This window comes from Phyllobacterium sp. A18/5-2, from assembly GCF_025452215.1.
Classification (GTDB): Bacteria; Pseudomonadota; Alphaproteobacteria; order Rhizobiales; family Rhizobiaceae; genus Phyllobacterium; species Phyllobacterium sophorae.
The window spans coordinates 720,703-731,632 of record NZ_CP104966.1 but is presented as its reverse complement, the minus strand read 5'-3'; the positions used below and the strand labels follow the sequence as shown (position 1 = coordinate 731,632).

Here is a 10,930-nt window from a genome sequence, read left to right as displayed (position 1 = left end):
GTATTTGTTCTTCAATAAAGCGACCATTAACCATTAAATCCGATAATCCAGCTGTTCGGGGGTTGGAATAGCGGTCAAGGTTGGGACGAATTGTCAGACATGAATCATGTTAAGAACGGCGGATCGACGGTGGGTATTCTTGTGCGTTCCGGCTGGTTTGCGTTCCTCGTGGTTCTTGCGTCGATGTTGTTTGCATCCACGCAGGCTAATGCCGAGACACGCACCCTGAAACTTTATTTCGTCCATACGAACGAACGTGCTGAAATCACATTCAAGAAAAACGGCCGCTTTCAGCAGGACGGCTTGAACAAGCTGAACAAGTTCCTGCGCGACTGGCGCCGCAACGAACCAACCAAGATGGATCCCCGCCTGTTCGATCTGGTGTGGCAAGTATACCAGGCGGCCGGTGGCAGGGACTACATTCACGTTATCTGCGGTTATCGCTCCCCCTCCACGAATTCAATGTTGCGTTCCCGTTCGCGCGGCGTCGCGGAGAAGAGCCAGCACATGCTTGGCAAGGCGATGGACTGGTACCTCCCGGGTGTGAAACTCGCGACGCTTCGCAACACGGCCCTGAAGTTCGAGGCTGGCGGCGTGGGTTACTATCCGACCTCCGGTTCCCCCTTCATACATACCGATGTCGGCAATGTTCGCCACTGGCCGCGCATGAGCCGCAAGGAGCTGCTCACAGTTTTCCCGAATGGCAAGACCTTGCACGTTCCCTCCGACGGCAAGCCGTTGCCCGGCTATGAGCAGGCCGTTGCCGCCTATGAATCGCGCAAGCGCAGTGGCAGTTCGATCCAGATTGCCAGCGCCTCCTCGAGCTCCGGCCGTAAGACACTTTTCGGTGTTCTCTTTGGCGGCGGCGCCGATGAAGCAGAGGATTCCAGTGAAGGTTCAGTTGCTGTAGCATCGGCGGCGAAACCCTCGAGGACCGTTGCTGCAAAAGCGGAAGTAGCCGATGGCGATGGAGCACCAGCACAGACCAAAGCGTCACAGGCCAATCCTGTAGTGCCGGAGCCTGAAACGCCGATGGCGGGAACGCCCGAGGACAATCAGGCTCTAGCACTCAACGTTCCGGTTCCCCTGCGCCGTCCGGACTATTCGCCGACGCCGGTGCCGGCTGAGCCGACACTGAATGCGCTGGCTGCATTGCCAGAACCCCGGCCGCAGAACGGCGTCGGTGCAATCAATGAGCTCATGGCGGCCAACACCCACGGTTCCAGTGCCGCTGCCCCCAAGACGTCCGCTGAAATGGTCAATGCTCTGGTGCCTGTACCTTTCGACAAACCCAAGCACAATGACATGATGGTAGCGGCGATTGTGCCCGACCAGCGCCCTGCGCCTGCCTCGGCTTTGCCGGAGACGGCGGCGAACGACCGGGATATCATTCAGGTACCGGACGTCGACCCGACACCGGAAACGCTTCTCAAACAAGCCCAGCAATTGCCCACACTGCCAGGAACGATCGGCGGGCGCCTTGCCCACCCGCAGCCAGCCGTGCAGCAGAATATACAAATGGCATCAGCTGAACCGCGTGAGCCCGCTGTCATACTTGACAGCGGTGTGAACACCACGGCGAAAGGATCGAAACCGCGTCGTCAGACCGCGCAGGATGAAAGCGCCAAGGCGATCCAGGTTTCCTCGGATGTTCCGGATCGCGCGCTCTCGACCGAGCAGGTCGCTGATGTAGCGCCACATGTGGAACCGGCCGTCCTGCGCAATGCATTGATGCGAACGGCACCAACGACCGTTTATGTGGGCGGCTTCCGCCATGACACGCCAGTGGCCGCCAACAAGTTCACAGGCAAGGCGGTTACCTTCCTGCAGATCGCCAAGTTCAATCCGACCAGCGGATCGTAACGCTCCTCCCTATCTCCCTCATTGGTGAGATAGGGATTTCAACATTCTAGAGCGGTTTGCACCAAAATTCCGGCGTCTACGCGGCCAGCTTGACTGCTTCGGCGGCGAGTCTGGTGATCTCGTTCCACTTGCCAGCCTTGACCAGTTCCTCCGGTGCAACCCATGAGCCGCCGACGCAGACGACATTGGGTAAGTTCAGATAAGTCTTGGCATTGGCGATACTGATACCGCCGGTCGGGCAGAAGAGCGTACCGGCCAGCGGCGAGGCCAGCGATTTCAGAAAGGTCGCGCCGCCAGCCTGTTCGGCCGGGAAGAACTTCAGCATCGTATAACCCTCTTCGCGCAGCGCCATGATTTCACCGGGCGTGATGGCGCCAGGGAGCAAAGGGACCTTGCTGTGGCGCGCAGCTTCGATGAGCTGCGGGGTCACACCGGGGCTGACGATGAATCGCGAACCGGCTTCGCTTGCTTCCTCATACTGGCGGGCGTTGAGGATGGTTCCCGCGCCGACAATGGCTTCCGGCACTTCATTGGCGACAGCGCGAATGGCGTCGAGGGCTGCGGCCGTGCGCAGTGTGATCTCGATTGCCGGCAGGCCCCCGGCGGCAAGGGCGCGCGCCAGCGGAACGGCGTCGGCAACGTTCTGGATGAGAATGACCGGAATAACCGGCTGGCCCTTGAGGACGGGTAGGAGCAAATCGGTCTTCTGGGTCATGTAGCTTCTCCGCAATCTTGAACTTCAATCGATTTAGTAGGGCTTGGCAGATTTGTCTACCTGGTTATCTCACAAGCTGCACAACTGGAACACAGTTCGAGGCCGGCAGCGTAAAACCCTTGAAATTGCAGGCATAGCACAGTAGTTGGATGCGATCATGACGGATCATTCTTCAAACCTGCCATTTACAGTGGCCGCACTCTATCGCTTTGCCCGGCTGGATCACTACCAGTCGTTGCAGGAGCCGCTGGCGAAGCTGTGCTGCGGTGAGGGGATCAAGGGCACGCTGCTCCTTGCCGCTGAAGGTATCAACGGCACTGTCGCCGGGTCGGCGGCCGCAATCAAAAACCTGGTCGAATTTCTCGAAGCCGAGCCAGCCATTGCCGGAATGGAGCTTAAATATTCCCATGCGAGCGAGATGCCTTTCAAGCGCATGAAAGTGCGGCTGAAAAAAGGAAATCGTCACCATGGGGGTGGAGGATATCGATCCGTTGCAGAGCGTTGGCACCTATGTGCCGGCGAAGGACTGGAATGCGTTGATCTCCGACCCGGCGACCATCCTGATCGATACACGCAATGATTACGAAACGGCGATCGGTACATTTGCCGGCGCGATCGACCCGCAGACGAAGACCTTCCGCGAGTTTCCGCAATGGGTGGAAAATCACCGCGAAGAGCTCGAAGGCAAGAAGATTGCCATGTTCTGCACCGGCGGCATTCGTTGCGAGAAGGCGACCGCCTTCGTCAAAGGTCTTGGCTTCGACGATGTGTTTCATCTGAAGGGCGGCATCCTGAAATATCTCGAAGATGTGCCGGCGGAGCAAAGCCGCTGGGAAGGCGAATGTTTCGTCTTCGACGAGCGGGTTTCGGTCGGTCATGGTCTTATCGAGGGTGAGGCCGAACTTTGCCACGCCTGCCGCAATCCGATTGCGCCGGAAGACAAGCTTTCGCCGCTGTTCGAGGCAGGCGTCTCCTGTCCGAACTGCTACCACGAGCGCACGGATGCAGACCGTGCCCGATTTGCCGAACGGCAGAAGCAGGTCAGATTAGCCAAAGAGCGCGGCGAGAAGGCGCATATAGGCAGCTAGGCGCCTGACAAATTCCTCTCCTGTCATTGCAATGCCATGAACCCGTTCTTAGTTATGCGGAGCGAATTCATGCAGCCAAGAGGAGATTTGCATGCTTGATCCGAAGAAGATTCTCGATGATTTCCTGGGAAGCAACATCCCCGGGGTCGGAACCTCGGTTCGTGATACGGCCGGCAAGGCAACGCAAATGGCCAAGGACAATCCGCTTGCTGCCGGTGCGCTGGCTGCAATCCTGCTTGGCACCGGCACGGGGCGCGAAGTGGCTGGTGGCGCGCTGAAGCTTGGCGGTCTCGCCGCCGTGGCAGGGCTCGCCTACAAGGCTTACCAGAACTACCAGTCCGGCAAGACCCCGGCAGAAACGCCTCAGGCAAGTGAACCCGAGCTGCTTTCGCCACCGGACGATCTCGAGCTTTCACCCGGCGACCGCACCGCAGGGCGAGCATGAGTTTGCCCTGGTGCTGGTCCGCGCGATGATCGCAGCCGCCCGCGCTGACGGCATGGTGGACGACGCAGAAAAGGCGCGCATCATCGAAAAACTCTCGCTATCCGGCATCAATAGCGACACGCAGGAGTTCCTGGCGAACGAGCTCAACGCGCCGGTCGATATCGACGCGCTGGTTGCCGCCGCCGTTACCGATGCGCAGAAGGTCGAGCTTTACACCGCTTCGCGCCTTGCCATCGATCCGAAGACGCGCGCCGAACGCGGCTATCTCGACCTGCTCGCCGGCCGGTTGAAGCTGCCGGACAATCTGATCGAGCATATCGAAGCGACGGTGGCCGAAGTCAAGGTCACTTCCCCGTCCTGAGGGCTGGTGGTTTTAGCTCTCCCCACAAAGGGGGAGGGCCGCCGGTCTACTTCGCCAGGAATTTCTCAATGCGCTCGATGGCTCGGACGATGTTCTCTTCCGAATTGGCGTAGGAAAGGCGGATATAGCCTTCACCAAGAATGCCGAAATCCGGGCCGCCGATCAGCGCTACGCCCGCTTCATCGAGCAGCGCCGCCGCCAGCTGCTTGGCCGGCCAGCCGGTTTCCTTGACATTGGGGAAGGCATAGAACGCGCCCTTTGGCGTCGTGCAGCTGATGCCTGGCAGACTGTTGAGACCATCGACGACGATCTTGCGCCGGTTGTCGAATGCCTTGCACATTTTCACAACATCGTCCTGCGGGCCGTCGATGGCGGCGATGCCGGCAAACTGGCTCGGCGCGTTGACGCAGGACCAGCAATTGACCGCGAGCTTGCGCACCTTGTCGTAGAGTTGACCACTCTCGTGCGAATTCGGCCAGATCGACCAGCCCATGCGCCAGCCGGTCATCGCCCAGGTCTTCGACCAGCCATTGAGCACGATCAGCCGGTCACGGATCTCGGGAAAGGTCAGGAGCGAACAATGTTCCTCGCCGTCATAGGTCATGACGTCGTAGATTTCGTCGGACATGATGGCAACGTGCGGATGGGCTTCGAGACCCTTCACCAGCTTCACGATCTCGGCTTTCGGGGTCACGCCGCCGGTCGGGTTGGCCGGTGAATTGAGGATCAAGAGCCGTGTCTTCGGCGTGATCAGCGCCAGCGTCTCTGCGGCGGAGAATGCGAAACCGTTTTCTTCACGGATCGGGACGGGGATAGGCTTGGCGCCGGTAAACTCAATCATCGAGCGGTAGATCGGGAAACCAGGGTCCGGATAGAGGATTTCTGCACCGGGCTCACCGAAGATGAGGATTGCGGCGAACATCGTTACCTTGCCGCCAGGAACGATCATGATGTTTTCCGGCGAAACCTCGACGCCGGTCGTGGTGAACGTGCGGCGGGCTACCGCTTCACGGGCAGCGAGCAGGCCGGTTGCCGGTGTGTAGCCGTGGTGCCCATCCTTCAGTGCCTTGATGGCGGCTTCGACGATGTGGGCGGGTGTCTTGAAGTCGGGCTGGCCGATGCCGAGATTGATGATGTCCTTGCCCTCGGCTGCGAGCGCCGTTGCCCGGGCAAGCACTGCAAAGGCATTTTCCTCACCGATACGGTCGAACCCCGCGATAGTGCGCAACATTTTCTTGTCCCACATACAATTTTCAACTTCTGCTTTGTGCTTGTAGCATCGTAAGGAGTCAAACAATCTTACGCAAAACAGGCCTGTAATATCATGACCGATCTGACAAACTGGACGCCGCGACCTTTGCCCGCCCGCGAACCGATTGAGGGCCGCTATGTGCGTCTGGAGCCGCTCGATGCCGCAATGCACGGCGACGGGCTCTATGAAGCCTCATCGGTTGCGGACGCTGGCGACCGGTTCCGCTTTCTGTTCGAAAACCCCGCCGAAGACCGCGAAGCCTTTGCGGCGTGGCTGGAAAAGGCCGAAGCGAGCAAGGACCCGCTGTTTTTCGCGGTCATTGACAAGGCCAGCGGCAAGGTCGCGGGGCGCCAGACACTGATGCGCATCGATCCGGCGTTTGGAGTGATCGAGATCGGCAACATCTACTGGGGGCCGCTGATTTCGCGCAAACCTGCAGCGACGGAAGCGCAGTTCCTGTTCATGAAATATGCCTTTGAGCTCGGATACCGGCGTTATGAGTGGAAATGCAACAATGCCAACGAGCCGTCGAAGCGGGCAGCAGAGCGGTTCGGCTTCACGTTTGAAGGTATCTTCCGCCAGCATATGGTGCAGAAGGGCAAGAACCGCGACACGGCTTGGTATTCGGTCATCGACAGCGAGTGGCCGGCGCTCAAAGCCGCCTATCAGGCATGGTTGTCACCGGATAATTTCGATGCGAACGGGATGCAGATCAAAAGGCTGGAGGAGTTTCGGGCTCCTTGAGCTCGCATGTGGTGGCGCCGGTTATCTCTCCCTGGTGGGAGAGAAAGGATTTTCTTGGATTTAGCCTCTTTGCTAAATCCTTAGAAAATCCAAGTGAGGGGATTTGCCTAAGTGCGCAGCGGGATTTCCCCTCTCTTGTGATCTCTAGCACTCAGCTGACGCTAAGATACTGAAATCACTTTCTCCCCCACAAAGGGGGGAGATAATCGGCATCGACCTTTCGTGCACTTGCATTACCGCACAGCAAGGTTACAACCACTTCAAACCGGCGTTGAAGAAGGGCTTGTGAAGCGCGATGGATCCGAAAACCCGTAATGCGGCGATAGCGGCTGCTTGCATCATGCTTGGCTTCGGCATTGTGGCCTATTGGATGCCGACGCTGATGCTGGCGCTCGGCGAACGCTCGACGCTTGCGGCCGGTATCTTCGCGATGGTTTTTGTCGCCGGGTTCTTCTTCGTTTTCTGGCTGCGCGCCAGAAAACAGCACGAGGATGACAGGCGCTAAAACCGTATCGATGCGGTCAGGAGCAACGCGCCGAACAGCACGATGAACAGCGCGCCGGCAACCTCGATGATGTTTTGAACCCGGCCCGAAAGCGCCGAGGCGCCGGAAACCTTGAGCGCCACATTCTTGGCCGTGACGGCCAGCGTTGCCAGTATGGCAACTGTGATGAATGTGCCAAGTGCCATGGCGAAGACGGATAGGATACCGCCAAGAATGAGGCCGTTGAGCAGCGAGAAGGTCAGGACGATCAAAGCGCCCGAGCAGGGACGCAAGCCTACCGCGACTATTGCCGCCCAGGCGGTCTTCCAGTTGAATTCGCCGGCAAGCATCGCCGGGTCCGGCGCGTGCGAATGGCCGCAGGTGGCGCAGACTTCTCCCTCGGCATGATCATGATGGTGGTGGCCGTGGTCATGATGATGATCGTGGCTATGGGCGGCGTGGGAATGGCCGTGATGATCATGATGGTGGTGATCATGATGATGATCCGCCAGCACCGAGCCGTGCTTTTCAGGCATGAGATGGGCGACGCGCGGGCGGAACAGCAGCGGCACCTTGCGCCATAGCAACGACAGACCAAAGGCGATGATCAGCACGAAGCTTGCCATTTCCATGTAATGCGCCGCATCGTCCATTGAAACCGTTGTGCCGCGCAGCACCAGAAAGGTCAGGCCGATGATGAATAGCGCCGTCAGCGCTTGCAGCATCGACGATGCGAAGGAGAGGAGGACGCCGCGCCTCAACGTCGTCTCATTGGCCAGCATGTAGGAGGAAATAACAGCCTTGCCATGGCCGGGGCCAACAGCGTGGAGAATGCCGTAAAGAAAGGACAGGCCAACGAGAACCGATGCCTGCCACGGATCTTCGCGCATGGCCTTGAGCGCGTGGGTCATGGCCAGATAGAAATTGCGCTGCTGGACATTGATCCAGAGGATGATTTCGCTGAATGGTCCTGTGGGCTGCATGGCAACTTCGTTCGACCCGATGCCAAGCGAAGATTGTGCCAGCGCATGACCACCGAGAACCACGACGAGAGCCAGGGCGCCGAACAGGGTTCTTTTCTGCATATTCTATTCCTCTGTCACCCGTTCTGGGCGCATTCGATTTCGAGCCGCGTTGCGAATATTTTCGACATATTCGTGCCGGTGGGATCGTTGAAGAAAGCTTCGGTCAATGTGCCTTGATTTTGGGCGATGGCTTCGTCCGGGTCAGGGCGCACTACCTTTTGCGTGCAGCCGGCAGGCAGCCCGGTAACGTGGATATCCGTGTCGTTCACGTAGTCGATGGCCGTGTAGAAGGTGGGGTCGTAAACGCCAAAGCTCGTCTTTTTGCCGAGCTTGAGCGGCTGTTTGGGTGTGCTCTCGAAGATAATCAGCAATTGATTGTTCTGGAAATCGGCCATCAGATGCGCCGGCGCGGCCATGGCGATATTCTTGCCATCATGCATGACGGCCTGAAAATAATCGTACTCGGATATGGATTGGCTGATCGTGGTGGCGAGATCCGCCAGCTCCTTTTCGTCGAGCTTCATGTCAGCGTTCTTGTCGAACTCGACGAGCACCGTCGAGGAGAACAGATCGTCGAAACGCCAGACATGGCCGAGTTTTTCGACGGTTCCATCGGGTTTGATGGTAATATCTAGGCGGGCTTCAGCAAAGACGTGCGGATGCACATGGGCCGGTGTGGCGAAGGTCAGTCCCGCCGCGAGCGCGCCGATGAAAACCGCGAATCTTTGGTGCATGGATGACCCTTTTTGAGTTGCTGCACAGGACATCCCGAACTTGGCGAAATTGGGACGATATAACATAATCATGCGTTGCGGTTGTCCTTGAACCACTTGGCCAGATAATCGACAAGGACGCGGACTTTTGCCGGGAGGTACCGGCGATGCGGGTAAACGGCATAAATGCCGGCATCGCGCGGCACGAATTGCTCGAGAACGCCGACCAGCCTGCCACTCGCAATATCCGCCCGCGCGGTGAAATCGGGCAGCATTGCAAACCCAAGCCCGGCAAGTGCCGCTCGACGCGCCGAAAGCGGGCTGTTGATTTCGATGGGTCCCGAGACCTGCACGGACACAGCTGCGCCATCATCATTGTGAAACTGCCAGGCGTTGCGTGTGCGATTGTTGGTGTCGATGATGCAGGGGAGGCCCGCAAGCTGTTCTGGCCGTGCTGGCTTGCCGACGCGCTCGATCAGTGCGGGCGATCCGCAAGCGATGACGTGAAATGGCGCGATGCGCTTGGCGATAAGTGAGGAATCCTGCATGCGGGTGATGCGGATGGCGAGATCGAAGCCTTCCTCGACAAGATCGACAAAGCGGTCGTCCAGCCGCACATCGAGAACGATATCCGGCTGTTCTGCGCAGAAATCGACAAGACACTGACCGACTTCCGCATCGGCAAACGTACGGGGCGCCGAAATCTTGATGCGGCCCTTGATGTCGCTGCTGGATCTGCGCACAGCTTCCTGCAGGCTTTCAACCTCACGCAGGATCTCGCTGGCGCGCTGGTAATAGGTGTGCCCCGCTTCCGTCAGCGAGAATTGTCTGGTGGTGCGGTTGAGCAGCAGCGCACCAAGCTCGTCTTCCAGTTCGCGAACATATTTGGACAGGAGCGCCTTGGACCGCCCGATTTTGCGCGCCGCTGCCGAGAACCCTTCGGCTTCGACCACGTCGATAAAGGCGCGCATGCGGGTGAGCGTGTCCATCAGGCTGCCTTTTCCAAAATGTCGCGCCCGAGGCGGATCAAGGCGCGGTCGCTGCCCTTCGGTCCGAGCAGGGAAATGCCGAATGGCGCGCCATGCACCTGCCCGAGCGGCAAAGTGATCTGGGGAAAGCCGGACAGGCCGGAAAGGCAGAACAATCGGACGCAGCGCTCGCGGTAGGCTTGCGAATCGTCAAAGGACGTGGAGACGAGCGGAGCGGCGCTTGGAACGGTCGGCATGACCATGACGCCGTCGTCCTTCAAAAGGTCCGCCAGTTCGCTGCGGAACAGGTCGCGCCGCTTCATCTGTGCCTTATAGGTTGCAAGATTAATGGTCGAACCATACTCGAACCGCTCTTTGACGGCGGGGCCAAGGTTTCGCTCTTTTGCCGAGATCCAGGCGCCATGTGCCGCCCAGGCTTCAAAACCCTGAATCTGCCTCAGGCAAAGATAGAGGTCGTCCATGGATGCCGTAGGCTGGCGGGCCGAACGCGCCTGACCGAGATGCGCGCAGACGGCTCCGTACATAGCCCTGTAGGCGGCGTCTTCGGCCTCGCCGGTGAGCAGATGTTCCAGCAGGGGTATGAAGAGCGGGCGATCGAGCCTGAAGTCGTAAGCGTCGGCGCCGAGCAGGACCGATCCAACCTGTTCATAGAGGGCCATGTCCCTGGCGAACCAGCCGAAGGTGTCGAGCGAAGGGGCAAGCGGCATTGTCCCTTCAAGGGATATGCGCCCGTGGGTTGTGCGAAGGCCGATCAGGCCGCAGAAGCTTGCCGGTGCGCGGATGGATCCGCCGGTATCGGAGCCAACGGCGATGGAGGCGAGACCACCTGCAACAGCGGCGGCTGAACCTGAGGAGGAGCCGCCGGTAACCCGGTCCGGCGCAGCCGGATTGACCGGGTATGGAAAATGCGCGTTCTGGCCCATCATGGAGAAGGCAAGTTCGTCGGTCTGGGTCTTGCCGATGAAATGGGCACCGGCGCCGAGCAGGCTCTGCACCGCGGGGGCGGTCTTGATTGCTGGAGATGATCTCGCTCGCTCGTTGCGGATTACCGCCCCCGGTGACCAGACCAGCGATGTCAAATATGTCCTTGACCGCCAAGGTTTCACCGGTCAGCGGGCTGCTGCCCGCGACAAGGTTAACAGAGGGTAAATCCAACAGGGCGTTCAGCGGGGGAATTGTGCTCATCGTTCAACGATTCTAGGGCATTTACCCCTTGTTGTTCAATGAATAAAAAATTTTGCCCAGACCCAC

The 10,930-nt window shown here is 59.0% G+C and carries 8 protein-coding genes and 3 pseudogenes; 5 read left to right on the top strand and 6 right to left on the bottom strand.

Features of this window, described 5'->3' with window-relative positions:
- Positions 1 to 99 precede the first annotated feature (99 nt).
- The gene (locus tag N8E89_RS03620; protein WP_262261169.1) at positions 100 to 1,863 is read left to right on the top strand and encodes a peptidoglycan L,D-endopeptidase MepK; all 1,764 of its coding nucleotides are present in this window, start codon (positions 100 to 102) and stop codon (positions 1,861 to 1,863) included.
- Between the two features lie 76 nt (positions 1,864 to 1,939).
- Here the strand turns inward: N8E89_RS03620 and N8E89_RS03615 are convergent, their stop codons facing one another.
- On the bottom strand, positions 1,940 to 2,578 hold the full coding sequence (locus N8E89_RS03615; protein ID WP_113173904.1) for a 2-dehydro-3-deoxy-phosphogluconate aldolase: 639 nt from the start codon (positions 2,576 to 2,578) through the stop codon (positions 1,940 to 1,942).
- Between the two features lie 157 nt (positions 2,579 to 2,735).
- Here N8E89_RS03615 and N8E89_RS03610 point away from each other — a divergent pair.
- Positions 2,736 to 3,666, top strand: a pseudogene (locus N8E89_RS03610) (rhodanese-related sulfurtransferase).
- Positions 3,667 to 3,757: 91 nt separating this feature from the next.
- Positions 3,758 to 4,472, top strand: a pseudogene (locus N8E89_RS03605) (tellurite resistance TerB family protein).
- A 46-nt stretch (positions 4,473 to 4,518) separates the two neighbouring features.
- On the opposite strand, the gene N8E89_RS03600 reads toward N8E89_RS03605, so the two are convergent.
- Positions 4,519 to 5,703, bottom strand: coding sequence for a pyridoxal phosphate-dependent aminotransferase (locus N8E89_RS03600; protein WP_106664283.1), 1,185 nt, complete (start codon positions 5,701 to 5,703; stop codon positions 4,519 to 4,521).
- 93 nt (positions 5,704 to 5,796) lie between these two features.
- Between N8E89_RS03600 and N8E89_RS03595 the strand changes: the two genes are divergently transcribed.
- Both N8E89_RS03595 and N8E89_RS03590 read left to right on the top strand, forming a co-directional pair.
- Positions 5,797 to 6,468 carry a GNAT family N-acetyltransferase gene (locus N8E89_RS03595; RefSeq protein WP_262261167.1) on the top strand — a complete coding sequence of 224 codons (672 nt, stop codon included), beginning with the start codon at positions 5,797 to 5,799 and terminating at the stop codon, positions 6,466 to 6,468.
- A gap of 295 nt (positions 6,469 to 6,763) precedes the next feature.
- Positions 6,764 to 6,973 carry a hypothetical protein gene (locus N8E89_RS03590; protein ID WP_113173901.1) on the top strand — a complete coding sequence of 70 codons (210 nt, stop codon included), beginning with the start codon at positions 6,764 to 6,766 and terminating at the stop codon, positions 6,971 to 6,973.
- Here the strand turns inward: N8E89_RS03590 and N8E89_RS03585 are convergent.
- From N8E89_RS03585 to N8E89_RS03570, 4 genes and pseudogenes are all read right to left on the bottom strand, one after another.
- A complete protein-coding gene (locus N8E89_RS03585) occupies positions 6,970 to 8,037 on the bottom strand; it encodes a nickel/cobalt transporter (RefSeq protein WP_262261166.1) in 1,068 nt (355 codons plus the stop codon). The two genes, N8E89_RS03590 and N8E89_RS03585, sit on opposite strands and share 4 nt — an antisense overlap.
- Before the next feature lie 14 nt (positions 8,038 to 8,051).
- A complete protein-coding gene (locus N8E89_RS03580) occupies positions 8,052 to 8,711 on the bottom strand; it encodes a DUF1007 family protein (RefSeq protein WP_106664162.1) in 660 nt (219 codons plus the stop codon).
- Between the two features lie 68 nt (positions 8,712 to 8,779).
- The gene (locus N8E89_RS03575) at positions 8,780 to 9,679 is read right to left on the bottom strand and encodes a LysR family transcriptional regulator (RefSeq protein ID WP_262261165.1); all 900 of its coding nucleotides are present in this window, start codon (positions 9,677 to 9,679) and stop codon (positions 8,780 to 8,782) included.
- Positions 9,679 to 10,864 (bottom strand): annotated as a pseudogene (locus tag N8E89_RS03570) (amidase). Before N8E89_RS03570 ends, N8E89_RS03575 begins: the two are co-directional and overlap by 1 nt.
- Positions 10,865 to 10,930 lie beyond the last annotated feature (66 nt).

Excerpts from the sequence above, each read along its gene's own strand:
- N8E89_RS03620 (WP_262261169.1), top strand. The coding sequence starts at position 100 with ATGAATCATGTTAAGAACGGCGGATCGACGGTGGGTATTCTTGTGCGT.
- N8E89_RS03615 (WP_113173904.1), bottom strand. The coding sequence starts at position 2,578 with ATGACCCAGAAGACCGATTTGCTCCTACCCGTCCTCAAGGGCCAGCCG.
- N8E89_RS03600 (WP_106664283.1), bottom strand. The coding sequence starts at position 5,703 with ATGTTGCGCACTATCGCGGGGTTCGACCGTATCGGTGAGGAAAATGCC.
- N8E89_RS03595 (WP_262261167.1), top strand. The coding sequence starts at position 5,797 with ATGACCGATCTGACAAACTGGACGCCGCGACCTTTGCCCGCCCGCGAA.
- N8E89_RS03590 (WP_113173901.1), top strand. The coding sequence starts at position 6,764 with ATGGATCCGAAAACCCGTAATGCGGCGATAGCGGCTGCTTGCATCATG.
- N8E89_RS03585 (WP_262261166.1), bottom strand. The coding sequence starts at position 8,037 with ATGCAGAAAAGAACCCTGTTCGGCGCCCTGGCTCTCGTCGTGGTTCTC.
- N8E89_RS03580 (WP_106664162.1), bottom strand. The coding sequence starts at position 8,711 with ATGCACCAAAGATTCGCGGTTTTCATCGGCGCGCTCGCGGCGGGACTG.
- N8E89_RS03575 (WP_262261165.1), bottom strand. The coding sequence starts at position 9,679 with ATGGACACGCTCACCCGCATGCGCGCCTTTATCGACGTGGTCGAAGCC.